This window comes from Stenotrophomonas maltophilia, assembly GCF_047497515.2.
Classification (GTDB): domain Bacteria; phylum Pseudomonadota; class Gammaproteobacteria; order Xanthomonadales; family Xanthomonadaceae; genus Stenotrophomonas.
Genome location: NZ_JAXAXL020000009.1, coordinates 146,012 through 171,468, shown reverse-complemented (window position 1 = coordinate 171,468; position 25,457 = coordinate 146,012). Strand labels below are relative to the sequence as shown.

General features: G+C 67.9%; 22 protein-coding genes. 11 read left to right on the top strand and 11 right to left on the bottom strand.

Going from position 1 to position 25,457, the window contains the following annotated elements; translation table 11 throughout:
- Window positions 1-53: 53 nt before the first annotated feature.
- Entirely contained in the window at window positions 54-671 is a 618-nt protein-coding gene (locus ACMZPQ_RS13965) for a trimeric intracellular cation channel family protein (RefSeq protein WP_008264836.1), read from the top strand.
- 197 nt (window positions 672-868) lie between these two features.
- Here ACMZPQ_RS13965 and ACMZPQ_RS13960 read toward each other — a convergent pair whose 3' ends face one another.
- The 4 genes from ACMZPQ_RS13960 to ACMZPQ_RS13945 form a co-directional block, all read right to left on the bottom strand.
- On the bottom strand, window positions 869-1,942 hold the full coding sequence (locus ACMZPQ_RS13960) for a 3-deoxy-7-phosphoheptulonate synthase (RefSeq protein ID WP_197583011.1): 1,074 nt from the start codon (window positions 1,940-1,942) through the stop codon (window positions 869-871).
- 295 nt (window positions 1,943-2,237) lie between these two features.
- A complete protein-coding gene (locus tag ACMZPQ_RS13955; protein ID WP_197583012.1) occupies window positions 2,238-2,495 on the bottom strand; it encodes a hypothetical protein in 258 nt (85 codons plus the stop codon).
- Window positions 2,496-2,608: 113 nt separating this feature from the next.
- The gene (locus tag ACMZPQ_RS13950) at window positions 2,609-3,346 is read right to left on the bottom strand and encodes a DNA alkylation repair protein (protein WP_197583013.1); all 738 of its coding nucleotides are present in this window, start codon (window positions 3,344-3,346) and stop codon (window positions 2,609-2,611) included.
- Window positions 3,343-3,843, bottom strand: a complete 501-nt coding sequence (locus tag ACMZPQ_RS13945) for a MarR family winged helix-turn-helix transcriptional regulator (protein WP_197583014.1) — start codon at window positions 3,841-3,843, stop codon at window positions 3,343-3,345. The genes ACMZPQ_RS13950 and ACMZPQ_RS13945 overlap by 4 nt, the downstream gene beginning before the upstream one ends.
- Window positions 3,844-4,064: 221 nt before the next feature.
- Here ACMZPQ_RS13945 and ACMZPQ_RS13940 point away from each other — a divergent pair, with 221 nt between their 5' ends.
- On the top strand, window positions 4,065-5,228 hold the full coding sequence (locus ACMZPQ_RS13940; protein ID WP_197583015.1) for a serine hydrolase domain-containing protein: 1,164 nt from the start codon (window positions 4,065-4,067) through the stop codon (window positions 5,226-5,228).
- Between the two features lie 117 nt (window positions 5,229-5,345).
- Here ACMZPQ_RS13940 and ACMZPQ_RS13935 read toward each other — a convergent pair whose 3' ends face one another.
- The 3 genes from ACMZPQ_RS13935 to ACMZPQ_RS13925 all read right to left on the bottom strand — a co-directional run bounded on the left by ACMZPQ_RS13935 (window position 5,346) and on the right by ACMZPQ_RS13925 (window position 8,073).
- A complete protein-coding gene (locus tag ACMZPQ_RS13935) occupies window positions 5,346-5,957 on the bottom strand; it encodes a DUF6445 family protein (RefSeq protein WP_197583016.1) in 612 nt (203 codons plus the stop codon).
- A 97-nt stretch (window positions 5,958-6,054) separates the two neighbouring features.
- Window positions 6,055-7,704 carry a chaperonin GroEL gene (gene groL / locus ACMZPQ_RS13930; RefSeq protein ID WP_006473018.1) on the bottom strand — a complete coding sequence of 550 codons (1,650 nt, stop codon included), beginning with the start codon at window positions 7,702-7,704 and terminating at the stop codon, window positions 6,055-6,057.
- 81 nt (window positions 7,705-7,785) lie between these two features.
- Window positions 7,786-8,073 (bottom strand): co-chaperone GroES, encoded by a 288-nt coding sequence (locus ACMZPQ_RS13925; RefSeq protein ID WP_088027441.1) that lies wholly within the window; start codon window positions 8,071-8,073, stop codon window positions 7,786-7,788.
- A 357-nt stretch (window positions 8,074-8,430) separates the two neighbouring features.
- On the opposite strand from ACMZPQ_RS13925, the gene ACMZPQ_RS13920 reads away from it, so the two are divergent.
- The 5 genes from ACMZPQ_RS13920 (at window position 8,431) to ACMZPQ_RS13900 (ending at window position 16,656) form a co-directional block, all read left to right on the top strand.
- Window positions 8,431-10,221 (top strand): endonuclease, encoded by a 1,791-nt coding sequence (locus ACMZPQ_RS13920; RefSeq protein ID WP_197583017.1) that lies wholly within the window; start codon window positions 8,431-8,433, stop codon window positions 10,219-10,221.
- 68 nt (window positions 10,222-10,289) lie between these two features.
- Window positions 10,290-10,628 (top strand): divalent-cation tolerance protein CutA, encoded by a 339-nt coding sequence (gene cutA, locus ACMZPQ_RS13915; protein WP_197584133.1) that lies wholly within the window; start codon window positions 10,290-10,292, stop codon window positions 10,626-10,628.
- Window positions 10,625-13,009, top strand: a complete 2,385-nt coding sequence (locus tag ACMZPQ_RS13910) for a protein-disulfide reductase DsbD domain-containing protein (protein WP_197584131.1) — start codon at window positions 10,625-10,627, stop codon at window positions 13,007-13,009. The genes cutA and ACMZPQ_RS13910 overlap by 4 nt, the downstream gene beginning before the upstream one ends.
- Window positions 13,006-13,557, top strand: coding sequence for a redoxin family protein (locus ACMZPQ_RS13905; protein WP_197584129.1), 552 nt, complete (start codon window positions 13,006-13,008; stop codon window positions 13,555-13,557). Before ACMZPQ_RS13910 ends, ACMZPQ_RS13905 begins: the two co-directional genes overlap by 4 nt.
- Before the next feature lie 573 nt (window positions 13,558-14,130).
- Window positions 14,131-16,656 carry a PepSY domain-containing protein gene (locus ACMZPQ_RS13900; protein ID WP_197584128.1) on the top strand — a complete coding sequence of 842 codons (2,526 nt, stop codon included), beginning with the start codon at window positions 14,131-14,133 and terminating at the stop codon, window positions 16,654-16,656.
- Window positions 16,657-16,733: 77 nt separating this feature from the next.
- Here the strand turns inward: ACMZPQ_RS13900 and ACMZPQ_RS13895 are convergent, their stop codons facing one another.
- Window positions 16,734-19,271 carry a methyl-accepting chemotaxis protein gene (locus ACMZPQ_RS13895; protein ID WP_197583728.1) on the bottom strand — a complete coding sequence of 846 codons (2,538 nt, stop codon included), beginning with the start codon at window positions 19,269-19,271 and terminating at the stop codon, window positions 16,734-16,736.
- 203 nt (window positions 19,272-19,474) lie between these two features.
- Here ACMZPQ_RS13895 and ACMZPQ_RS13890 point away from each other — a divergent pair, with 203 nt between their 5' ends.
- The gene (locus tag ACMZPQ_RS13890) at window positions 19,475-20,314 is read left to right on the top strand and encodes an arylamine N-acetyltransferase (protein WP_197583727.1); all 840 of its coding nucleotides are present in this window, start codon (window positions 19,475-19,477) and stop codon (window positions 20,312-20,314) included.
- A 62-nt stretch (window positions 20,315-20,376) separates the two neighbouring features.
- On the opposite strand, the gene ACMZPQ_RS13885 is transcribed toward ACMZPQ_RS13890, so the two are convergent.
- The 3 genes from ACMZPQ_RS13885 to ACMZPQ_RS13875 are packed head-to-tail and all read right to left on the bottom strand — an operon-like array spanning window position 20,377 to window position 22,506.
- On the bottom strand, window positions 20,377-20,748 hold the full coding sequence (locus ACMZPQ_RS13885; RefSeq protein ID WP_197583726.1) for a VOC family protein: 372 nt from the start codon (window positions 20,746-20,748) through the stop codon (window positions 20,377-20,379).
- A 22-nt stretch (window positions 20,749-20,770) separates the two neighbouring features.
- Entirely contained in the window at window positions 20,771-21,409 is a 639-nt protein-coding gene (locus tag ACMZPQ_RS13880) for a response regulator transcription factor (protein WP_197583725.1), read from the bottom strand.
- Window positions 21,406-22,506, bottom strand: a complete 1,101-nt coding sequence (locus ACMZPQ_RS13875; RefSeq protein ID WP_197583724.1) for a histidine kinase — start codon at window positions 22,504-22,506, stop codon at window positions 21,406-21,408. The genes ACMZPQ_RS13880 and ACMZPQ_RS13875 overlap by 4 nt, the downstream gene beginning before the upstream one ends.
- Window positions 22,507-22,665: 159 nt before the next feature.
- On the opposite strand from ACMZPQ_RS13875, the gene ACMZPQ_RS13870 reads away from it, so the two are divergent.
- The 3 genes from ACMZPQ_RS13870 to ACMZPQ_RS13860 all read left to right on the top strand — a co-directional run bounded on the left by ACMZPQ_RS13870 (window position 22,666) and on the right by ACMZPQ_RS13860 (window position 25,416).
- Window positions 22,666-23,088 (top strand): DUF2141 domain-containing protein, encoded by a 423-nt coding sequence (locus ACMZPQ_RS13870; protein ID WP_197583722.1) that lies wholly within the window; start codon window positions 22,666-22,668, stop codon window positions 23,086-23,088.
- A gap of 26 nt (window positions 23,089-23,114) precedes the next feature.
- The gene (locus ACMZPQ_RS13865; protein WP_197583721.1) at window positions 23,115-24,638 is read left to right on the top strand and encodes a carotenoid oxygenase family protein; all 1,524 of its coding nucleotides are present in this window, start codon (window positions 23,115-23,117) and stop codon (window positions 24,636-24,638) included.
- A gap of 61 nt (window positions 24,639-24,699) precedes the next feature.
- Window positions 24,700-25,416 (top strand): transporter substrate-binding domain-containing protein, encoded by a 717-nt coding sequence (locus ACMZPQ_RS13860; RefSeq protein ID WP_197583719.1) that lies wholly within the window; start codon window positions 24,700-24,702, stop codon window positions 25,414-25,416.
- Window positions 25,417-25,457 lie beyond the last annotated feature (41 nt).

The following is a 25,457-nucleotide window of genomic DNA, read 5'->3' as shown; positions in this document are numbered from 1 at the left end:
GGCAGTGGCGGTAGTCGCGCATGGCCGGCCCCACCGCGCCCGGAGCCTGCCCCATGCTGTTGTCCATCATCTACCTGATCGCCATTTCCGCCGAAGCCATGACCGGCGCGCTGTCCGCCGGCCGCCGCCGCATGGACCTGTTCGGCGTGGTCATGATCGCCTGCGTCACCGCCCTCGGCGGTGGCTCGCTGCGCGACATCCTGCTCGGCCACTATCCGCTGGGCTGGGTGAAGCATCCCGAGTATCTCGGCTTCACCGTGTGTGCGGCGCTGATCGCCACCTGGGTGGCGCGCTGGATGCACCACTTCCGCCGTACCTTCCTGGTACTCGATGGCCTGGGCCTGATCGCCTTTACCCTGATCGGCTGCTCGATCGCGCGCGAGGCCGGCCACGCCACGCCCATCGTGCTGATCGCCGGCATGCTGACCGGCGCCTTCGGCGGCGTGCTGCGCGACATCCTCTGCAACGAGGTGCCGTTGATTTTCCAGAAGGAGCTGTACGCGATCATTTCGCTGCTGACCGGCGCGGTGTACCTGTTGCTGCTGCACTGGGGGGTGGCTGACGCGACCGCGATCCTGTGCTGCCTCGGTGGCGGCTTCGCGCTGCGCCTGCTGGCGATCCACTACCGCTGGGAAATGCCGAAGTTCGTGTACCACGACGAGGTGCATTGAGGTTCGCGTTCGCCGAGCATGGGGTTTCAGGCTTGGCGCGGATCTACTGCACCACCCCGGCGATGTACCTGGCGCTGTCGCTGATGCGCAGCGCCAGGCGCATCGCCGGTGCAGATGGGCCGGTCTCCAACTCCGACCGGCCCCGATCGCGGCCGCACCCCCGCAGGCGCTGGCCGCCATCCACACACGTGCCGCACTCAAGCGGCTTCGGACACCTTCACTTCGCGACGGGCGCGCACGGCCGCAGCCAGGCGCTCCAGCACCGTCACGGTGGTGTCCCAGTCGATGCAGCCATCGGTGATGCTCTGCCCGTAGACCAGCGGCTGGCCTTCCACCAGTTCCTGGCGGCCACCGACCAGATGGCTCTCGATCATCACGCCAACGATGCGCTGTTCGCCGTCTTCCAGCTGAACGGCGATGTCATCGATCACCTTCGGCTGGTTGTCCGGGTTCTTCAGGCTGTTGGCGTGGCTGGCGTCGATCATCAGGCGCGTCGGCAGCTTGGCCTTGGCCAGCGCCTGGCAGGCCTCGGCGACGCTGCCTGCGTCGTAGTTCGGCTGCTTGCCGCCGCGCAGGATCACATGGCAATCCGGATTGCCAGTTGTGGACACAATGGCGGTGCCGCCCTGCTTGGTGACCGACAGGAAGTGATGCGGATTGGAGGCCGCACCCACCGCGTCAGCAGCGATCTTGACGTTGCCATCGGTGCCGTTCTTGAAGCCGACCGGGCACGACAGCCCCGAGGCCAGTTCGCGGTGCACCTGGCTTTCGGTCGTGCGCGCACCAATCGCGCCCCAGGCCACCAGGTCGGCGATGTACTGCGGCGAGATCACATCGAGGAATTCGACACCGGCCGGCAGGCCAAGCTTGTTGATGTCGCGCAGCAGGCCGCGGGCGACGCGCAGGCCCTTGTCGATCCTGAAGCTGCCGTCCAGGTCCGGATCGTTGATCAGGCCCTTCCAGCCCACCGTGGTGCGTGGCTTCTCGAAGTACACGCGCATGACGATTTCCAGTTCGCCGGCCAGCGCATCGCGCAGCGGCTTCAGGCGCTGGGCGTACTCGATGGCAGCGTGCGGATCGTGGATCGAGCACGGGCCGACCACCACGGCCAGGCGATCGTCGCGGCCATGCAGGATCTGGTGCAGGGCAGCGCGCGAGGCGCTGACGGTGTCGGAAGCTTCATCGTCACACGGCAGCATCGCCAGCAGCTGGGCAGGCGGTGTCAGCGGTTCGATGGTGCGGATACGCAGGTCGTCGGTGTGCGGGGGCATTGCGGGGGTTCTCCGGAACGTTGGGGGTCCCCAGCGTGGCGGCATGAAAAAAGCCGCCAGGTTCGCTGGCGGCTTTCGGGAATGCGTCTGAAGCTTTCTTCAGGGTGAGCGCAGTCCTTCCTCCGCCAGAGGCTTCGGAAAGTAATACCAGTAAAAGCGGGTGGCGGCTGCGTTCATGGGGTGTATTGATAGCACAGCTTTTGCGCAGTGCAAAATGTTTCATCCGCAACTGCGGACGCGGTTCAGCGATGCGCTGGCCCGTGATGACCCTGCGGCGGCAGGCACGCGAAGTCGCTCATTTGCCATGCACTTCCACGTCCAGCAGCAGGCCCTCATGGATGTCGGCCCAGCGCTCCAGCACGCGCCCCAGCTCCTGCCGGGCCTCGTCCAGCTGCTCGGGGTTGAGCAGCGAGCGCGCGGTGTAGAGATCGGAGACCAGCCGCCGCAGGACCGGTTCGGGGATGGCCACCGACGGCCCTTCCTGTTCCGGCAACTGCAACGCCGGGGTTTCACCCGGAGGGCCGAACAGCGTGACCTGGAGCGTGCTCTGCATGATCAACTTCCCTGCGGACGGACATGGGCAATGCACTGTTTACCGCGTCTGGGTGACAGGCGCATGTGCCATGCCCGCTTGAGCGGTCCCGGGTAGCCGGCCGGCGGCCGGCACTACCGCAGCGAGCGCAATGCGCGTTTGCGGATATAGGCGTTGGCGGCACTGGGATGCTCGTGCTGCCAGCGCGCGCACAGGTCACGCAACCACCGCGGCTGCGTCTTGCCGGCATCGTTGAGCCAGTTGCCCACCGAGTCCTGCACATAACGTTCTGGATCGTCGGCCAGTGCCTCCAGCATTTCCACCGCATGGTCCGGGTCCTGTTTGAACAGCGCGATATGCGAGGCCCAGACACCACGCGGACGCAGCGCTTCACAGGCGAAACGGCGCAGGTACGGCGATGCTTCATGCGTCCACGGTTGCAGGTGCTCAAGCGCGTGCATCGGCGCCGCAACGATATCGGCGCGCAACGCCAGCCATGCCCATTCGCGCACGCCGAAGTGCGGGTCATCGGCCAGCGTGCGCATCTGCTGCAACTTCTCCGCCAGCGTTGTGCTGGCATCGCTGCCGATCAGGTAGCAGGCCCAGCCACGCACCGTGTCGGAGCTGTGAACCTGCCAGAGCACCGGCGCACCCTGCCCCGCCTCGCGCAGCAGATGCGCGGCCAAGGCCATGCGCTGGGTGATGCCCTTGCCTGCAGCGTCGCACATGCGCTGCAGCGCTTCCGGCCCAAGCGACGGCGCCACGCACCGCAGCAACTCACCGAAGTCCACCGCCAGGCACTCGGCCAGATGGGTCGCCGCAACGCTGCCACTGTTGAGCGCATGCAGGCGGCGTGCAGCCATCGCGCTCATGCGCCGCTCCCGCGCCCGGCATCGGTGTGCTGCCAGACCTTGTGCAGCAATTGCGAAAGCTGCTGCTGCTCGCTCGCATCCAGGCTATCGAACAGGCCGCCGATCCACCGCGTGTGCTGTTCGAACAGTGTTTCGGCCAAGCGCGCACCCTTTGCGGTCAGCACGATCTGAAGGCGGCGGCCATCCTCGGCATCACTGCGCCGCTGCAGCAGGCCTTCGCGCTGCAGGCCATCGAGCAGGCCGCTGATGGTGGCGCGGGTGACGCCCGCGCGCTCGGCCAGCGCATGCGGCGGCAGCGTGCCGCCCGCTCCGTGCAGCAGGAACAGCACGATGAAGCGCCCCTCGCTGAGCCCATGCGGGGCCAGCCGGGTGGCGCAGTCGTGATCGATGGACGTCGAGAGCGACAGCAGCTGGAAGCACAGGCGCAGCTGCGCGACGTTGCTGTGACCGCGTCGCCGTGCTTCCTCCAGCAACGCTTCGTTCTTGGCTTCGAACATATCCAGACAGCTATGGTTAGGCGCCTAATTATTAACCGGAAGGGTGACAGCCGGTCAATCCACCCGTGCTGGCAGGACGCCGTTGGCAGCGGCAGCATCTGCGGTTCGACCGCGTGCCTGCGCCTCCCGCTGGGGGCCAGGCACGGCCTGCCGGCCCCGGGCCATGACGCGGGCAACGGGCTGGCGTAGCATCGCGCTACGTCCCGCCAGGAGGTCCACGCATGCGCCGTGCTGCCCTGTTGTTGCTGACGCTGTTGCCGTTGGCCGTGCTGGCCGCCCCGCCGCCGGTACCTGCACCGGCCCGCATCGATGCCGAAGCGCAGCGGCTGATGCATGCCGCACATGCACGCGGCATGGCGCTGGCAGTGATCGATGGTGGCAAGGTGGTGCACGTGGCCGCTTACGGCGAACGCAACGCCACGGGCGAACCGTTGCGCACCGACACCGTGATGTACGCCGCCTCGCTGACCAAGATGGCGTTCGGCCACCTGGTCGCGCAGCTGGCACAGGACGCACGGATCGATCTGGATGCCAGCATCGCTACCGCCCTGGACAAACCGCTGCCGGACTACCCACCCGAGCCGAAGAAATACGCCGACTACAGCGTTCTTGCCGATGATGCGCGCTGGCGCCAGCTCACCCCGCGCCTGCTGCTCAACCACGCCAGTGGCTTTGCCAACTTCGGATTCCTCGAACCGGACGGCCGGCTGAAGTTCCACTTCACTCCGGGCAGCCGCTACGGCTATTCCGGCGAAGGATTGATCCTGCTGCAGTTCGTGATCGAGCGCGGGCGGTTGGGCGAGGATGTGGGCGCGTTGATGCAGCAGCGGGTGTTCGACCGCTTCGGCATGACCCGCACCAGCATGATGTGGCGCGAGGACTTCGCCACCAACCTGGCCGATGGCTGGACGGCAGAAGGCAAGGCCGAGCCGCACGATGAGCGCAGCCGCGTGCGTGCGGCCGGTTCGATGGATACCACCATCGCCGACATGGCCCGTTTCGCCGCCGGCTACGTGCGCGGCGATGGGCTGTCAGCGGCGATGCGCAAGGAACTGGTGCGCCCCCAGCTGACGATCACCACCGCCAGCCAGTTCCCCACCCTGCAGCCGGAGCTGCCCAAGGCGCAGCAGCGCAAGGACCTGGCGGCGGGCCTGGGCGTGGTGACGTTCCGTGGACCGCAAGGCGCAGGCTTCTACAAGGGTGGCCACGATGATGCGGTGGGCAACACGCTGGTGTGCGTGGAACGGCAGCAGCGCTGCGTGGTGATCCTGGGCAACGATGTGCGCGCCGAAGCAACGTTCCCGGCGCTGGTGGCCTTCGTGCTGGGCGACACCGGCGTGCCGTGGCAGTGGGAGTACGGCGCGGCGAAGGCATTCGTCGAATGAGGGGGCGACGACGGCCGCGTGGCGAGCGCGGTGGGATGGGAGCATCCACGCATGGCGTGGATCTACTTCGGCAACGGCTAGCTCGGTAGATCCACGCGATGCGTGGATGGCATTTCCTCAACGCGCCTGTTCGAAGAACATCAGGTACACCAGGCGCCCATTCTCCGGGCGATCGCCGAAGGCTGGGCCGGCGGTATGCCAGAACCACGGGCGCAGCAGCACCAGCCGGTTGAAGCGCATCGGGATGCGCATGGTCATTTCCCACTGGCTGTCGTCGACGCTGTCGCGCTCGATGATGTCGCGGTGCATGTCGCCGCCGTTGGCATAGCCCAGGGCCGCCAGCTCGCCGGCATGCAGGGCCATGCGCTCGGTGTTGGTGCGGCGATGGCGGAAGAATTCGGTGCCGCCCTGGCAGTGCTCCGGCGCGCTCAGGTAGAGGATGCCGGACCAGTGCGAATGATCGGTGTGCACCTTGGCGCGACCGACGTCGCTGGCCAGGGTAAGGCGGAATTTGCCGTGCGACTGCAGCGGATTGACCGGCCGCAGGGGTTCGTTGACCAACCGCGATGCAGCCTCGGACAGGCCATCCAACTCCAGCCGTTCAAGCGAATTGCGGCCGGGGAATGCGCCTTCCTGCGCCGGATAGGTCAGGCCCAGGCCGGCCTGGCGCAGGCCGTGCGCATCGGCCGGAGAGAGGAAGTCGTCGACGACGATGAACGAGGTAGGCATGGTCGCCGAGCGTAGCGATGCGCGGGTGCGGCGGCAACCGGGCAACAAAAAACCCCGCCTTGCGGCGGGGTCTTCATTGCTTCGGGAGCGCGTGGACTTAGAAGTCCATGCCGCCCATGCCACCCATGCCGCCCATGCCACCGGCGCCGCCCATGGCCGGCTCGTCCTTCTTCGGAGCTTCGGCAACCATGGCTTCGGTGGTGATCATCAGGCCAGCGATCGAGGCCGCGTTCTGCAGCGCCGAGCGGGTCACCTTGGTCGGGTCCAGGATGCCGAACTGCAGCATGTCGCCGAACTCGCCGGTAGCGGCGTTGTAGCCGAAGCTGCCGGTGCCTTCCTTGACCTTGTTGATGATGACCGACGGTTCTTCACCGGCGTTGGCGACGATTTCGCGCAGCGGGGCTTCCATCGCACGCAGGGCGATCTGGATGCCGTGGTTCTGGTCTTCGTTGGCGCCCTTCAGGCCAGCCAGCGAGGTGACCGCACGGACCAGGGCAACGCCGCCGCCCGGGACCACGCCTTCTTCAACGGCTGCACGGGTGGCGTGCAGGGCGTCGTCGACGCGATCCTTCTTTTCCTTCATTTCGATCTCGGTCGAGGCACCGACCTTGATCACGGCAACGCCGCCGGCCAGCTTGGCCACGCGTTCCTGCAGCTTCTCGCGATCGTAGTCGGAGGAGGTGTCCTGGATCTGGGTCTTGATCTGGCCAACGCGTGCGTCGACGGCAGCCTTGTCACCCACGCCATCGATGATGGTGGTGTTTTCCTTGGAAACCTGCACCTTCTTGGCGCGGCCGAGGTCCTTGATGGTGGCCTTTTCCAGCGACAGGCCCACTTCTTCGGAGATCACGGTGCCGCCGGTCAGCACGGCCATGTCTTCCAGCATCGCCTTGCGACGGTCGCCGAAGCCCGGTGCCTTGACGGCCACGACCTTGACGATGCCACGGATGGTGTTGACCACCAGGGTCGCCAGCGCTTCGCCTTCGACTTCTTCGGCCACGATCAGCAGCGGCTTGCCGGCCTTGGCGACGCCTTCCAGCACCGGCAGCAGGTCACGGACGTTGGAGATCTTCTTGTCGTGCAGCAGGATGAACGGGTCATCCAGGTCAGCGGTCTGCGACTGCTGGTTGTTGATGAAGTACGGGGACAGGTAGCCGCGGTCGAACTGCATGCCCTTGACCACGTCCAGCTCGTTGTCCAGGCCCGAGCCTTCCTCAACGGTGATCACGCCTTCCTTGCCGACTTCCTTCATCGCGTCAGCGATGATCTGGCCGATCGACTCGTCCGAGTTGGCCGAGATGGTACCGACCTGGGCAATGGCCTTGTCGTCGGCGGTCGGCTTGGAGATGTTCTTCAGCTCGGCAACGGCGGCCACGACGGCCTTGTCGATACCACGCTTGAGGTCCATCGGGTTCATGCCGGCGGCCACAGCCTTGGCACCTTCGCGGATCAGGGCCTGGGCCAGCACGGTGGCGGTGGTGGTGCCGTCGCCGGCGTCATCGTTGGTGCGCGAAGCAACTTCCTTCACCATCTGCGCGCCCATGTTCTCGAACTTGTCAGCCAGTTCGATTTCCTTGGCGACGGAGACACCGTCCTTGGTGATGGTCGGAGCGCCGAAGCTCTTTTCCAGCACGACGTTGCGGCCCTTCGGGCCCAGGGTGGCCTTGACGGCATTGGCGAGAACGTTGACGCCGCGCACCATGCGCGAACGGGCGTCTTCACCGAAACGAATATCCTTGGCAGCCATTGCGATTACCTCGAGGTTTGCGCCGGGCCGGGCCCGGCGACGAAAAGGGATGTCTTACAGGAAAGCAGGTCGCGCCGAGGCTCAGCCGATGATGGCGAGCACGTCGTCTTCGCGCAGGACCTTGTACTCGACGCCTTCGCTCTTGTACGAGCTGCCGGCGTACTGGCCGTAGATGACCTTGTCGCCGACCTTCAGCGACGGCGCGCGCACGCTGCCGTTGTCCAGGGCCTTGCCCGGGCCGACGGCCACGACTTCACCCTTGGTGGACTTTTCCTTGGCCGAATCCGGAATGACGATGCCGCCGGCGGAGATTTCGTCGGCTTCGATCGGCTTGACCACAACGCGGTCGTGCAGCGGCTTGATGCTCATGAGAGACCTCTTAAGTTATTGATTGGTCTGAAAAAGTCTGGCGATGTTAGCACTCACCCCAGGTGACTGCCAGCATTGCTCGCGAAAAAGCCCGATGACTCGGGAGCAGGACAGAGATGGAGTTGCCCCCGGACCTTTCAAGGCCGCGGCGCGAAAAAAATTCACGGCGTCGGCGGCCCGGCGTCCGGGCGCTGTGTGAAGACGTTCAGTCCAGTGAAACGCGGCACTCGCCCCCCAGCGCCCTCGACTTTTGGTGACTCGCGTCGCACTGTCAGATATCTGACGTTCATTTACGACAAAGTGTCACTGGATCGGCATTAGGCTCGGCCGCGCATTCCCAATCACAAGGAGTAGTCGATGCGATTGCTGTCCCCGCTTGCCGCCGCCTGCCTGTTGGCGCTGGCCGCCGCGCCGGCCCAGGCCGAGGTCTTCATCAACGAACTGCACTACGACGACAGCACCGCTGCCGGTGACGTCGGCGAAGCCATCGAAGTGGTCGCCACCGCCGGTGAGGACCTGTCCGGCTACCGCCTGTACCTGTACAACGGCGCCAACGCCTCGGCCGCCGTGGTCTACGCCAACAACCCGGTGCCGGCCGGCACCGCCGCCGGCTGCGGCAGCGCCACCATCGCCGTGGTCAATTACCCGACCAACGGCCTGCAGAACGGCCCGAACGACGGCATCGCCCTGGTCGATGCCAGCGGCAAGGTGGTCCAGTTCCTCAGCTATGAGGGCGCCATCACCGCCTCCGGTGGCCCCGCGGCCGGCATGACCAGCCAGAACATTCCGGTGGCCGAGACCAACAGCACGGCGCCGGGCACCTCGCTGCAGCTGACCGGCAGTGGCAGCCAGTACGCGCATTTCACCTGGGCCGAGTCGGCCAAGCAGACGTTCGGCAGCTGCAACAACGGCCAGACCTTCAGCGGCGGTGGCACGCCGGGCCCGAACACGCCGCCGTCGGTGTCCACCACTACCCCGGCCCAGGGCAGCACCACCTTCCCGGCCGCCGCCGATCTGGAAGTGGTGTTCAGCGAAACGGTGAACCTGGCCAGTGGCGCCTTCGCCCTGAGCTGCGGCACCTCCGGCAGCGTTCCGCTGACCTTCCCGGCCAGCGGCCGCAGCGTGAAGCTGTCCACCAACACCGCGCTGGTGGCCGGTGAAGCCTGCCGCTTCGACATCCGCGCCGCGCGCATCACTGACCTGCAGGGCGCGCACCCGGCTGCCGACAGCCGCATCGCCTTCACCGTGGCCAGCACCGGCGGCAATCCCGACCCGGGCAATCCGGGCGTGCCGGCCGGCTACTACTCGAAGGTGAACACCTCCAGCCCCAGCCAGCTGCGCTGCTCGCTGCACGCCACCATCAAGGGGCACACCGCTTACCCGTACAGCGGCTCGGGCACCAGCACCTGGACCATCCTGGAGATCGCCGACGAGGATCCGAACAACAGCGGCAGGATCCTGGATGCGTACCGCAACCGCAGCTACACCAAGGTGACCGATCGCGCCGGCAGTGGCAGTGGCCTGAAGTACAACCGCGAGCACACCTGGCCGAACTCGCTGGGCTTTGCCAGCACCACCGGTGACAAGGGCCTGCCGTACGCGCCGTATACCGACACCCACATGCTGTACCTGACCGACGCGCAGTGGAACGCCGACCGCGGCAACAAGCCGTTCGCCAAGTGCGACGCCAACTGCGGCGAGCGCGCCACCGAGGCCAACAATGGCCAGGGTGGCGGCAGCGGTGGCTACCCGGGCAATTCCAACTGGGTGCGCACGCCGGACGGCAATACCGGCACCTTCGAGGTGTGGGGCAAGCGCAAGGGCGACATGGCGCGTGCGGTGATGTACATGGCGATCCGCTACGAGGGCGGCAAGGATGCGGCCACCGGCCAGTCCGAGCCGGACCTGGAACTGACCGACGACCGCAGCAAGATCGTCAAGACCAGCAGCTCGCCGGCCTACATGGGCCTGCTGTCGACCCTGATCGATTGGCATCTGTCCGACCCGCCGGATGATGCCGAGCGCGCGCGCAATGACGTGATCTACTCGTTCCAGGGCAACCGCAATCCGTTCATCGACCACCCTGAGTGGGCCACCCCGGCCCTGTTCACCTCGGCCAAGCCGGCCACCTGCCAGCTGGCCAACTGACCGCGCAACGCAGCGGTGCACTGCCGCCGCCGGGCCCTGACCCGGCGGCGGCCCTATACTCGACGGTCATGTCGACCCTCGATCCCGTCCTGCTGCTGTTGACCACCTGCCCGGACCGGGCCAGTGCCGAGCGCATCGCGCACGCGCTGGTCGGCGAGCGCCTGGCCGCGTGCGTGACCCGACTCGATGGCGCGCAGTCGACCTACCGCTGGCAGGGCGAGGTGACCACCGACAGCGAGCTGCAGCTGCTGGTGAAAACCACCGCGAGCCGCGTCGATGATGCGATTGCCCGGATCGTCGAACTGCATCCGTATGAACTCCCGGAGTGCATCGCGGTCGAAACCCGGGCCGGCCTGCCGGCGTATCTGGACTGGATCCGGGCACAGACCCGGGAGGACACTGATTGAAGACTCTGTTTGCGCGTGGCGCCGCCTTGTGCGCCCTGTTGTGGCTTTCGTTGCCGGCCTTCGCGCTGGATGAGAAAGACCTGCTGCCAGTGGACCAGGCGTTCGCACTGACTGCAAGCGCCCCCGAACGTGGCCAGCTGCAACTGCAGTTCAAGATCGCGCCGGGCTATTACCTGTATCGCCACCGCACCAGCGTCAAGGCCGATCCGGCGTTCAACGCCGGCGCGCTGCAGATGCCCAAGGGCGACAAGCACCACGACGATTTCTTCGGCGAGGTCGAGACCTATCGCGAGCGCCTGCAGGCCACCCTGCCCGGCGCGCCCACCGATGCGGCTGGCACCATCAGCGTGGAAGTGCGCTACCAGGGCTGCGCCGATGCCGGCGTCTGCTACCCGCCGCAGAAGCGCGTGGTGCAGGTGACCCTGCCCGGCGGCGCTGCCCAGGCCCCCGCACCTGCCGCGCGTGCCGGTGCGGCCAGCCCGTTCAACAATCCGCTGGCCAATGCCGGCACCAGCGGCGGCCTGCGCCTGCCGGGTGCCGCCAGCAACAGCCAGGCGTTGCCCCTGCCCTCGGAACAGGCATTCGGCTTCGATGCCATCGCCAGCGACGGCAACACCCTGCTGCTGCGCTTCAGCCCGGCCCCGGGTTACTACCTGTATCGCGACCGCACCTCGCTGAAGCTGGAGGGCAGCGCCGGCGTGCTGGCCGACACGCCGCGCTGGCCGGCCGCGCAGTCGCACCGCGATGAGCACTTCGGCGATGTCTCGGTGTACTTCAACCAGGTGGAAGTGCCGTTGCCGCTGCGCCGCTCGGTTGCCGACGCCGTCGACAGCACGCTGGTGGTGACCTTCCAGGGCTGCCAGACCGATGGCATCTGCTACCCGCCGATGACGCGCCGGGTGAAGCTGTCGATTCCGGCCGGCAAGGCCAACGCCAGCGCCAACCAGGCACCGCCGCGCAACGAGGTGATCAGCCCGCTGGCCGCTGGCAACGGCGCACCGCGCGAAGCGGCCAACGGCGCACCGCTGCGCCTGCTGCCGACCGTGCCCAACGACGGAGCCACCGGCCCGGCCGTCGCCGGCGGTGAAGGCGCAGGCAATGAATTCGCCAGCGACGCGCAGGGTGACAACGCGCTGCGTACACGCCCGCCGGCGACCACCCCGAACCCCGACCGTTCCTTCGTGTGGGTGCTGCTGCTGGCGCTGGCCGGTGGCCTGGTGCTGAACCTGATGCCGTGCGTGCTGCCGATCCTGTCGCTGAAGGTGCTGAGCCTGGCGCAGAGCGGCGAAAGCCCGCAGCGCGCACGCAGCCACGCGCTCTGGTACACGCTGGGCGTGCTGGTTGCGTTCGCAGTGATCGGTGCGTTGATGGTCGGCCTGCGCGCGATCGGCAACGCGGTCGGCATCGGCTTCCAGCTGCAGCATCCGGGCGTGGTGGCGGCGCTGGCCTACATCATGTTCGCGGTGGGCCTGAGCCTGTCCGGCGTGTTCACCCTGGGCGGTGGCATCGGCAACCTCGGGCAGACGCTGGCCAGCCGCAGCGGCCCGGCCGGTGATTTCTTCACCGGTGCGCTGGCCTGCGTGGTCGGCAGTGCCTGCGTTGGCCCGTTCATGGGCGGTGCCATTGCCTACGCCTTCATTGCCCCGCCGCTGAAGGCGATGACCGTGTTCCTGTTCCTCGGCCTGGGCCTGGCGCTGCCGTTCCTGCTGATCGGTTTCGTGCCGGCACTGGCGCGCCGCCTGCCCAAGCCGGGCCCGTGGATGGAAACGCTCAAGCACGTGCTGGCCTTCCCGATGTACGCCACCGCGCTGTGGCTGCTGTGGGTGTTGGGCAAGCAGCGCGGCGTGGACGGCATGGCGCTGGTGCTGGGCGGCCTGCTGCTGCTCGCCTTCGGCCTGTGGCTGTTCGAGCGCAACCGCTGGACCGGCTCGCGCGCGGTGACACTGCTGGGTGTGCTGCTGGCCATCGGCGCACTGGTGCCGGCCTGGGGCGTGACCCAGTTGGCACCACCGGCGCGTGCCGCACAGGCGGCCAGCGACAACGTGGTCGAGTATTCGCCGCAGCTGCTGGACCGCCTGCGCGCCGACAACCGCGTGGTGTTCGTCAACATGACCGCCGACTGGTGCGTGAGCTGCAAGGCCAACGAGCGCGCCGTGCTGTCGCGGCCGGAGTTCAAGGACCTGCTCAAGCGCACCAACGCGGTGTACATGCGCGGTGACTACACCAACGTGGACCCGCAGATCACCACGTTCCTGGAAGAGCACAAGGCGGTAGGCGTGCCGTTGTACGTGGTGTACGGCCCCGGCGCACCGCCGACCGTGCTGCCGACACTGCTGACCCAGGCAGTGGTCGAGGAAGCGCTGCTGCGCACCGCACGATGAAGTGGCAACGGCCAGCGCTGCTGTGGACAGCGGTGCTGGCCGGCGGCCTGGGCCTGTGGGCCGGGCATCGACTGTCGCCGGGCCCGGCGACATCGATCGCGCCACCGGCGGCTGCCGCGAAGCCGTCCCTGCGGGCGGGCGATCCAATGCCCGCACTGACCCTGCACGACCTTGAAGGACGCGCGCTGGATCTGCGCCGGCATGTCGCCGGCCGCCCGCTGCTGATCAACGTGTGGGCCAGCTGGTGCGCGCCCTGCGTGGAAGAAATGCCCGAACTGACCCGTTTCGCCCGCCTCCAGGGCAAGGACGGTGTGCAGGTGCTGGGCCTGGCGCTGGACACCCCGGACGATGTGCGCGGTTTCCTGCAGCAGGTGCCGGTGGACTACCCGATCGTGATCGAGACCCCGGGCCCGCACGATGCCAGCGTACAGCTGGGCAATACGCAGGGCCTGCTGCCCTACAGCGTGCTGTTCGATGCGCAGGGGCGGATGGTCAAGGCGAAGCTGGGGCCGTTCGCCCACGGCGAGATCGACGGCTGGGTGAAGTGAGGGTTCGGCAGGGTTTCACCCTGCACCTGCGGTAGTGCCGGCCGCTGGCCGGCAACCTCAACAGCAAAAGCGGGCTATCCGTGGGATGGCGGGGCGGTGTCGGAGTGCGGGGACGCTGCAAGTACATCCCTGTAAGCTTGGCCGCGGCATCCATGCCGCGGACACCCCGCACTCCGACACCGCCCCACCTCCGACAGATTCCGATGGCTGTTGGTAGATGTCGACCTTGGTCGACACGGTAGATCCACGCCATGCGTGGATGAATCTCCATCGAAATCAAACATTTCGAAAATTGAACGAAAAGCATCCACGCATGGCGTGGATCTACGGCAGGTCGCGAGAATCTGTCGAAGGCGGGGTGGGTCCCGCCATCCCACGGATAGCCCGCTTTTGCTTCGGCTGTTGCTTCTGAGGTTGCCGGCCAGCGGCCGGCACTACCGCGGGTGCCGGGCGCAGCCCGGCCGGTACCCCCCTGCTTGACCACAGCCGGGGCGCCACGGAGAATTCCGCGACTAATTCTCATTTGCTGTTGCGCAGGATGCGGGCGGCAGCCTCCCGGGCCCCTCTCCTTCGATGTTCAAGAACGTCCTGTTCCAACTGCACTGGCTGCTGGGCATCACCGCCGGTGCCGTCCTGGCCGTGATGGGCCTCAGCGGTGCGGTGCTGTCCTTCGAGGACGAGCTGCTGCGTGCCGCCAATCCAGGCTTCGCCGAGATCGCCGAGCACCATGCCGAAGGCCAGCACCCGCTCGCGCTCACCGAGCTGGTGCCACGGCTGCAGGCCGGCAGCGAACGCCCGCTGCAACGCCTGCGCGTCGACGCCACCGGGCAGCGGCCGTCGGTCGCGCGCTTCGCCGGCGGCAAGCAGCACTGGGTGTATTTCGACCCATACAGCGGTGAGCGCTTCAGTGCCCTGCGCGGGCAGGCGTTCTTCGATTTCGTCGAAGACCTGCATCGCCATCTCGCGGCCGGCGAACGCGGCAAGTGGATCACCGGCAGCTGTGCGATCGCGCTGCTGTTCTTTACCCTGTCCGGGCTCTACCTGCGCTGGCCACGGCGCTGGTGGCACTGGCGCAGCTGGCTGGCGGTGGAGTGGAAACGCAGCGGCCGCGGTTTCCTGTGGAGCCTGCATTCGGTGGTCGGCACCTGGGTCCTGTTGATCTACCTGATGAGCGCGCTGACCGGCCTGTGGTGGTCGTTCGACTGGTACCGCAACGCCGCCAATGCCGTGTTGGGCGTCGCGCCGGCGGCCAAGCACACGGTGGCCACCGATGCGACGCTGGACCTGCAACGCGTCGAAACCACGCTGTATGCCCTGCCCGGCGTGCGCAGCGGTTTCATCGACCTGCGCTTGCCGGAGAAGCCGGGCCAAGCGCTGAACGTGCGGGTGATGGCGGGCGATCCAGCGCAGCGTGGTGGTCACCACGATCGCGCCCACGATCTGCTGCAGCTGGACCCGGCCAGTGGCGCGGTGCTCGATTCCCGTCCCTACGATCGCCAGGGCGCAGGCGGACAGCTGGCCACCAGCGTGTTCGCACTGCATTCGGGCAGCTATTTCGGCGTACCGGGGCGCGTGGTGGTGATGCTCAGCAGCCTGGGCATGAGCCTGTTTTTCATCACTGGCTGGATGCTGTACCTGGATCGCCGCCGCAGCCAGCGCGCGGCACGCGGGCTGCGCCAATCGCTGCCGATGCCGGCGGCCACCGAAGGCCAAGGCGCACCGTGGCTGGTGGTGCACGCCAGCCAGAGCGGCCTGGCCGAACAGCTCGCATGGCGTGCGGCCGCGCAGCTGCAGGCGGCCGGTTGCGCGGTACAGGTGCTGCCGTTGTCGCGCATCGATGCGGCGAAGCTGCAGGCCACCTCGCAGGCCCTGCTCGTGTTGAGCACCTTCGGCGATGGTGAACCGCCGGATGCCGCACGACGCGCTGCGCGCCTGCTGCTCGCGCAGGCACCGGACCTGTCGGGGCTGCAGTTCGGCCTGCTTGCGCTGGGTGATCGCCAGTATCCGCACTTCTGCGGCTTCGGTCGCCAGGTCGATGCCTGGCTGACCGGCAACGGGGCACGCGCACTGTTCGCGCGCATCGACGTCGATGCCGCCTCGGTGCCGGCCCTGCGCCAGTGGCAGCTGCAGCTGGGCGCGCTGACCGGCATCGCCACCGATGACAGTGTGCTGCCGCCGGCGACGCAGATGCATGACTGGCGCCTGCTCGGCCGCGACCGCCTCAACCCGGGCAGCGTCGGCGGCGCGATCTGGCGTATCCGTCTTGCCGCACCGGCCGATGTGCAATGGCAGGCGGGGGACATCCTGCATATCGCCCCCCGCCACAGCGCGCGGCATGCAAGCGCCGTGTTGAAGGCGCATGGGCTGGATCCACTGCAGCCGCTGTTGATGGAGGGCACCACACGCACACTGCTGGCGCTGGCCAGCGAACGCGAGCTGCCCGATGCCGATGCCGCACTGGCGGTACAGGATGCGTGCCTGTGGCTGGCGGGGCTGCCATTGCTGCCCGGACGCGAGTACTCCATCGCGTCATGCGCCGACGACGGCGCGGTGGAGCTGGTGGTGCGGCTGGTGCATGACGAAGCCGGCCGCACCGGGCTCGGGTCGGGCTGGCTGTCACTGCATGCGCCCGTGGGTGCCAGCATCGTCGCCCGTGTACACCGCAATCCCGGCTTCCATCGCGTGGCAGCTGCACCGATGGTGCTGGTCGGCAACGGCACCGGCATCGCCGGCCTGCGCAGCCTGCTGCGCGAAGCAGCGCATGCAGGCGAGCACGGGCACTGGCTGCTGTTTGGCGAACGCCAGCGCGCGCAGGACTTCCTGTTCGCCGACGAAGTCCAGGGCTGGCAGGCCGACGGCCATCTCGCACGGGTGGACCTGGCGTTCTCGCGCGATGGCGACGGCGGCTATGTGCAGGATCGCCTGCGTGCGGCCGCCGATGTGCTGCGCGACTGGATGCAGCGCGGTGCGGTGATCCACGTCTGTGGTTCGTTGCAGGGCATGGCCGAAGGCGTCGACCAGGTGCTGCGCGAATCGCTCGGCGACGACGCGGTGGAAACGCTGCTGGAGAACGGCCGCTACCGCCGCGACGTGTATTGAGCCACAAGCGTAGTGCCGGCCGCTGGCCGGCATGATCATGGATGTGCCGGCCAGCGGCCGGCACTACCTCAGCAGGATCAGGCCGCGGCGCGGGCCTGCCGCGCCGGCTGCAGGCGGAAGGCTCCCACCGCTTCGGCCAGGGCATGCACCTGCGCCTGCATCTGCGCAGTCGAGGTACCGGCTTCCTCCACCAGGCTGGCATTGCGCTGGGTACTGGCTTCCATCTGCACGATGGTCTGGTTCACCTGTGCGATGCCGGCATGCTGGTCCTGCGATGCGCTGCGGATGCCGGCCAGCAGGTCCGCCAGCTGCTGCACACTGCCGACAATCTCGCCCATCGTGGTGCCGGCCTGCTCGGCCTGCTGGTTGCCCTGGCCGACACGCGCCACCGAATCCTCGATCAGTCCCTTGATCTGCTTGGCCGCCTCGGCACTGCGTTGCGCAAGCAGGCGCACTTCTGCGGCCACCACCGCGAAGCTGCGCCCCTGCTCGCCCGCGCGTGCTGCTTCCACCGCTGCGTTCAGTGCAAGGATGTTGGTCTGGAAAGCGATGCCATCGATCAGCTGGGTGATATCGCCGATCCGGCGCGACGCCTCGCTGATGCCGTGCATGGTCGCCACCACCTGGCTGACCGCTTCGCCACCGCGCTGGGCCACCACGGCGGCGCCCTTGACCAGCGCATCGGCACGTCCTGCAGCATCCGCATTGCGCCCGACGGTGTCGGTCAGCTCATGCATCGACGCCGCGGTTTCTTCCAGGTTGGCCGCCTGCTGCTCGGTACGCTGCGACAGGTCGTGGTGGCCAGCGACGATCTCGCCAACGCCGGTATCAAGGCTGGAGGCCGCCTGCTGTATGCGGGTGACGATGCGTCCCAGCTGCGCGACGGTGGCGTTGGCATCGTCGCGCATGCGCGCGAACACGCCCTGCAGGTCGCCGTCCATGCGCACGCTGAGGTCACCGCGGGCCAGCGCGCCCAGCAGTGCCTGCAGATCGCCGAGGTTGGTTTCAAAGGTCGCCAACAGGCGGTTGATGCTGGTCGACAGCGTGTGCACGAAGCCCTGTTTGCCGTCCAGCGCGATGCGGCCGTGCAGGTCACCGTGCGCAGCGGCGTCGACCAGTGCGGCCACTTCGGTTTCGAGCAGGGTTTCCAGCGCGCGGCTGCGCCATTCCACCGCCACACCGAGGAACTGTCCTTCGTCGGTGATGGGGTTGGCGATCAGCTGGTAGCGAACACCGTCGTGGCCGATCTCGCGTTCTTCGCGCTGGCGCACGCCGGCCAGGCTGGCCAGCGCCGGATGCAGGCGTGCCGCCTCACTGCCCACCAGTTCTTCAACCTGCAGGTCCAGCTGCTGCAGCAGCGCCGGGTTGGCGTAGGCCACCCGACCCTCGGCATCGATCACCATCAGGCCGGTCTGTGCGCTGTCCAGCGCTTGGCGCACGCGGGTATTGCCGCGTGCCAGCGCGCGTTCGCTCTCGATGCGCGCACGCAGGCGCTGCTGCATGTCGACCAGCCGCTGGGCGAGCTGGCCGATCTCATCGTTGGCGTTGTAGACGCGCAGGGTAGTGTCCAGGCGGTCGTCGGCGATATCGCTGGCAAAGCGCAGGGTGTCCTGGATCGGCTGGCGCACCGCGCGCAGGACCAGCACCAGGCTGGTGATCAGCACGCCCGCGACCAGCAGCAGGGTCAGCGCGAACAGTACGCTCATGGTGCGCGTGCCGGCCTGCTGGCGCGCCTGCGCGTTGCCCAGCGCGGAGACCTGGGCCTGCTGGAAGGCGGCCAGCGCCGGTGCCACGCCGGCGGCGGTGTCCAGCAAGGACTGCGCCTCCACATCCAGGCCGACCCGGGCGGCGGTGTAACCGAGCAACGCGATCTGGTAGCCCTCCATCTCGCCCCGCACCGCCTCCTGCACGTCGGCCGGCAAGCCGGCCAGCGCAAGGTCGAACGGCAGCTTTTCCTCGCTCGCGCGGTCGGCGTGCGCGGCGTCGCCATCGAGCAGCAACAACGCTTCCTGCCGCCGCATCTTCTGCAGGGACAGCGCCAGCGACGGCCGCTGCAGGGCATCCACCCGCGCCTGCAGGCGGTCGGCGGCCTGCTGCAGCTGTGCGGCGAGGCCAGCTTCACCCCGGCCCATTTCATCGACGCGCTCGAACAGCGCGGCCACGCCCTGCGAGAATGCGTCGGCAGCCTCGGTCAGCACCTGCAGCGCCTTGCGCCGGCCGGCATCCATCGGTATCGCGCGCAGCGCCTGTAGATCGGCCTGCAGTGCCTTCTGCGTGGCCAGCAACTGGTTGCGGTCAGCATCGTCGAAACTGCGTGCATACTGGGTCTGCAGGCGGCGGGCTTCGGCCACACGCGTAGCCAGGCGGGCGGCCAGGTCGCTGCCATGCTGGTAGCTGGCCTGGTTGCGCGCGGCCTGGGCGCTGGCGTGGCCGGTCCAGGCGTAGACTGCGGCGATCGCGACCAGGCCCAGACCGCAGACCCACAGGGTCGCCTTGAGCTTGTTGGCCACGCTGAGCCGATGCGGCTGCAGCCACAGCAGCAGGCCGGGGGATGCTGAGCGCAACGCGGCAAGACGCGTGCGCAGGGACCGAAGGTGGGGAACGACGGCCGACATGACAGGCTCCAGGCGGAAGGACGCACCTGTATCGGCCGCATTCCACGCAACTTTAGGACGTTTTCTGATGCTACCCGGCAGGTGGCGGCAGGCGTGGCCTTTGTACCGGGCACAGGCGACGGGGGCATGACACCGGTGCTGCGCTTGACCTCAACCCCGGTTGGGGGCGCACAGTGGACCTCCCTCCCCCGGCCGGTGCCACCATGACGACGCTTGATGTCCCCCGCTACCTGCAACGCCTGCAGCTGGATGCACCGCCACCGCTGACCCTGGCGGGCCTGACCCTGCTGCAGCAGCGCCACAACGCGCTGCTGCCGTTCGAGACGCTCAGCTGCCTGCTGCGTGACGCGGTACCGATCGACCTGGACAGCGTGCAGCGCAAGCTGCTCGACCAGCGCCGGGGTGGCTACTGCTTCGAACTCAATGGCGGCCTGCTGGCCCTGCTGCAGGCACTCGGCTTCGATGCCCAGCCGCTGAGCGCGCGCGTGCTGCTGTCGGCACAGGATGGCGAGCTGACCGCACGGACCCATCTGCTGCTGCGGGTGCATGTGGAGGGCGAGGACTGGCTGGTCGATGCCGGCTTCGGCAGCCTGACCCCCACCGTGCCGCTGCGCCTGCACGACACTGCGCCGCAGCCCACGCCACACGAGCGCTACCTGCTGCAGCGGCTGCCCGGATCGGGCGACTTCGTGCTGTCGGCCGAATCCAACGGTGGTTGGCGCGCGATGTATCGCTTCGATCTGCACGCACCAGAGCCGATCGACAACGTGGTGGGCAACTGGTACGTGTGCACGCATCCGGATTCGAGCTTCCCCGGCCAGCTGCGCGCCTCACTGACCGGGCCGGACTGGCGCCGCACCATCGGCAGCGGCAACTACACCGAGTACCGCCCCGGGCAGGCACCGGACAAGCGCCCGCTGCATGACGTAGGCGATGTGCGCGAGGTGCTGCAGCAGCACTTCGGCGTGCAACTGCCGGATGATCCGCGGCTGGACCCGGCGATCAATGACTGGCTGCAGCGCTCGCGCGCCACAACACCGTAACGTCGAACTTGCTCGACGGAGGCGTCGGTAGCGCCGTCAACAGCAGTCGAGCAAGCTCGACGCTACAGAACGGCCCGGGCCTGCAGGGCAATGCGGTTGCCTTCGCTGTCACGGATCTCGGCTACGCGCCAGTCGCCTGCATCGGCCGGGCCGAAGCGCAGGTCGGCGCCAGCCTGCAGTGCACGGTCGAGGCTGGCCTCAAGATCATCGACACCGATATAGAGGCGCGCGCCCTGTTCGGAGGGCTGGTAGTCCGCCCCCTGCACCAGCGCCATGCTGGCACCCGTCGCGTCGTCCGAGTACGGCAGGTAGGCCATGTGGCAGTCATGCAGCAGGACCGGCTCGTCCACCACCACCTGCAGCCATTGCTGGTAGAACGCGATGGCACGGGCCAGGTCACGGGCGGGGATCTCGACATGCAGGATCGGGTTCACAGGCTCTCCTTGCGTGGCCCGGTCAGATGATGCGCAGGGTAATCGCCTTCAGTACCGCACGGGTACGGTCGCGGGTGCCGAGCTTGTCGAGAATGGCGGAAACGTAGTTCTTCACCGTGCCTTCGGCCAGGAACAGGCTGCGCGCGATCTCCTTGTTGCTGTAGCCGCCAGCCAGCAACCGCAGGATTGCCACTTCACGCTCACCGAAGGTGTCGGTCGGCGGCGCTTCATCGTGGAAGCGGTAGCGGGCGCGCACCGGCTCGGTGCTGACCGGCAGCAGCAGGGTCTCGCCGGCGGCAACGCGTTCAATCGCCTCGTGCAGATCAGCCGGGGCCGCGTCCTTGAGCAGGAATCCCTGCGCACCCGCTTCGCTTGCCCGCAGCAGCAGATCGCTCTCGTCGAAGGTGGTCAGCAGCAGCAGCGGGGTGGCGTCACCGCGGGCACGCAGCTGGCGCAGCGCTTCGATGCCATCCAGGCCCGGCATGCGGATGTCACTGAGCACCACGTCCACCGGCTGCGTGAGCAGCGCATCCAGCAGTGCCTGACCGTCTTCGGCCTCCAGCACCACCGCCACCCCCAGCCCCTGCAGCAGTGCGCGCAGGCCGGCGCGGACCAGCGCCTGGTCGTCGGCCAGGGCAACGCGGATCGCGGTGCCGCTCATGCCGGCAACCATGCGGTCAGGTGCATGCCGCCCTGTGCGGTGCGCGCCAGTTCCAGCTGGCCGCGCACCGCAGCCAGGCGCTCGCGCATGCCGGCGATGCCATTGCCCTCGCGGATGCGCTCGCTGCGCTGGCCGTCATCACGGATATCGATACGCAACCGGGAATCCTCTTCGTTGATCGTCAGCCATACGGTATCTGCGTTGCCATGCCGGGCGGCATTGGTCAGCGCTTCCTGCACCAGCCGCAGCACAGTCTCGGCCGTCAGTGGGTCGGTCACGCGCACGCCCTCGCCGATTCGCAGTTGCAGCTTCGGCCGCGGGAACGGCGCGGCCAGCGCGTGCAGCGCGGTACCCAGGTCGAGGCCGCGATCATCGCGCATCGATTGCACGACCTGGCGGATATCGCCCAGCAGCTCGCCCGACAACTGCTCGGCCAGCACCAGGCCTTCGCGCCCGGCCAGTACCGGATCAGCCGCCAGCGCGCGCAGGTTCAACCGCATCGCGGTGAGCTTGTGGCCCGCCACATCGTGCAGCTCGCGTGCCAGGCGCAGGCGCTCGGCATCGCGTGCACTGTCGGCCAGCAGCGCACGCGTGGCCAGAAGGTCCGCATTGACGCGGGCCAGGTCATCGCGGGCCAGTGCCGTGCTGCGTGCATAGTGCGCGGTCAGCGCGGCAAATGCCTGGAAGCCGCCGTACAGCAGCACCACCAGCAGCGGCTGGGTGAAGCCACTGTGGCGCAGCACGGCGTACAGGGCGAGGTTGGCCAGCAGCGCAATGCTCAACACGTAGCGCGACGGCCAGTGTTCGGCCAGCTGTGCGACCAGCACCACCAGCAGCACGGGTGCGGTCCCGGTACGCGGCTGCAGCGCGGCCAGGGCAACGGCCAGCAGCGCCTGCAGGATCGCGGCGACCGCGCGCACCCGGGTCGGCATCGCTGCCCATCCATGCAGCACGAACAGCAGCAGGAACGCGCCGAGCAGCAGCAGGCTGAGGTGGCCGCGGGGGCCCTGCACCGAAAACGAGAGGCCCACCACCAGCACCGTGACCAGGCCGGCAAGGCTGAGGGGACGCAACAGATGGCGGCGCAGGCTGGGCATGGCCAGATGCTGACGGCCGCGCCCGCCCTCGGCAATGGGTCCGGCGCAGAAAGTGACTTCTGGCACGTCGAATCGATGACCACTGGCCCTGAACCCGCTACCGGCCTCCGCGCAGACTGGCCCCACACCCCAGCACCCCTCACTTCCGGAGCCACTGCCATGATCCGTACCGCCCTGCTCAGCACCGCCCTGACCGCCCTGGCCCTGGCCGGTGGCGCCCACGCTGCCGATCTGGCCGTGACCGTACACGATGTCCGCGTACAGACCGGCACGTTGCGCGTCGCCCTGGTCGACAACGCCACCGCCTGGGACGGCAAGGCCGCGCCGGTGCAGGCGCAGCAGGCCAGGCCCAGCGGCGACAGTGCCCGCTTCGTGTTCAAGAACGTGCCGGCCGGCAGCTACGCGGTGCTGCTCACCCACGACGAGAATGACAACGGCAAACTCGATACCAACCTGGTCGGCATGCCGGTGGAAGGCTATGGCTTCAGCAACAACCCGCAGGTGATGCGCAAGCCGACCTTCGACGAAGCGCGCGTTGACGTGCCGGCCGCCGGTGCCGCCATCGACATCACCCTGCGCTGATTCCTGCATCCAGACCCGAGGCCATCATGGACCGTCGCCGCTTCCTTCGTACCCTGCTCAGCAGCAGTGCCTGCCTGGCGCTTGGCGCCACCGCCCTGCGCAGCGCACCCGCCTTCGCCGGCGATCCCGCGCACTTCGCGCAGGGCCTGCAGGAGCACCCGTGGCTGCTCGGCTGGCGCAGCGTCAGCAGCGAAAGTCTCGGCCCGGCCACCGTGCAGCTGCAGGGCCGGCTGCCGGCCGGGCTGGCCGGTACGCTGTACCGCAATGGCCCGGCCTGGACCGAGCGCGATGGCTTCCGCTATGACCACTGGTTCGACGGTGACGGCATGGTGCATGGTTGGCGCTTCAACGGCGATGGCAGCCTGACCCATCACGGGCGCATGGTGGCCACGCCGAAGTTCAGCCGTGAGCAGAAGGCCGGCCGTTTCCAGTACCCCGCTGCGGGCACCAGCGTCCCCGGTGCACTGGCGGTGCGCAACAACGACGATGCCAACGTCGCCAACACCTCGGTGACGATGATCAACGGCCGCCTGTTCGCGCTGTGCGAATCCGGCTCGGCGTTCGAGGTGGACCCCGATTCGCTGCAGACCCTTGGCCCGGTCACCTGGCGCCCGGACCTGGCCGCGCTGCCGTTCTCCGCCCATCCCCTGCCCGACCGCGATGGCAGCGTGTGGAACTTCGGCTCGATCAGCCTGATGGGGGGCCACGGCCTGCTGGTCTGGCACATCGGCAAGGACGGCCAGCTGCGCAGCGCCAACGTGATTGAAACGCCCGAGCATGGCTACCTGCATGCCTTCGCCATGACCGAACAGCATCTCGTTTTCGTGCTGATGCCATTCGACTTCACCGGCACCGGTGGCAGCTTCTTCGAGCGCATGCAGTTCGCACCGCAGCGCGCGGCGCGCATCGCGGTGGTCGCCAAGGATGCACCGGACAAGGCGCAATGGTTCGAGGCGCCGTTCGCGGCGATCTACCACTTCGGCGATGCCTTCACCCGCGATGGGAGCATCGTACTGCGCGCAGTGCGCCATGACGACATCAACGAGGCTCGCTCACCGATGAAGGAAGCGATGGCCGGCGACGGTGCCCATGCGGCCAACAGTGGCGCCAGCCTGGTCGAGCTGCACCTGGACCTGCGCCGTGGCCAGGCGCGCTGGGAATCACTGGGCATCAGCGCGGTGGAGTTTCCGCTGTTTGATCCGCGCTCGGCCAACACCCGTGGTGCGCGGCTTTACGCGCCCACCATCGATGGTCCGGCCAACGCGCCCTACTTCAACGCCGTGGCCGCCTTCGATATTGAACGCGGGCGGCGCCAGTTGTGGCACTACGGGCCGGACATCATGGCTGAGGAACACGTATTCGTGCCGCGCCCCGGCAGCCGCAACGCCGACGACGGCTGGCTGATCGGTACGCTGCTCGATCCGTTGAACAAGCGCAGTGGCCTGGCAGTACTCGATGCACGCCACCTGGACGATGGCCCCATCGCACAGGCCTGGCTGCCCTATGCAGTGCCGCTGGGCTTCCATGGCACGTTCGCCGCACGCGGCTGAGTGCACGCCGCGCGGACACCGACGCTGGCATGCTGGGGTTCGCCTTCCTGCGGAGCCCGGCATGTCCTTGACAGACCATCGAAACGCGCTGGCACCGCAGGGATACCTGCGCGTGGCGATCAACCTGGGCAATCCAGTGCTGGCACAGGGAGACGCGCGTTCGCCGCGTGGCCCCTCGCTGGAACTGGCCACCGCATTGGCGCAACGGATGGGGGTGCAGGCCCGCTTCACCTGTCACGATGCGGCAGCCTCGGTGGTTGCTGCGGCTGCCGAAGACGCTTGGGATCTGGCCTTCCTGGCGATCGATCCGGCGCGGGCGGACCGCATCGCCTCCAGCGCGCCGTACGTGGAAATCGAAGGCACCTACCTGGTGCGTGAGGACAGCCCGGCGCAGCAGGTGGCCGACCTCGACCGCGACGGCCTGCGCATCGCGGTCGGCCAGGGCGCGGCCTACGACCTGTTCCTCAGCCGCGAGCTGCGCCACGCCACGATCGAACGCGCCGACACCTCTGCGGCCGCCATTGACCTGTTCGAGCAACAGCAACTGGATGCCGCCGCCGGTGTACGCCAGCCGCTGGTGGCCTGGGCGCAGTTGCATCCCGGCCACCGCGTGCTGGCCGATCGATTCACCGTGATCCAGCAGGCGGTGGCTGCGCCGGCCTCGCGCCCGGCCGATGCGTTGCAGGCACTGTTCGAGGAAGTGCAGGCGATCAAGGCAGGCCCGCTGCTGGGCGAGGCCTTCGCCCGGGCCGGACAGGCGGTCACGCTGGTGCGGTGAATGCAGAGTCGAGCTTGCTCGACTGCCTGTGCGCGAAGACA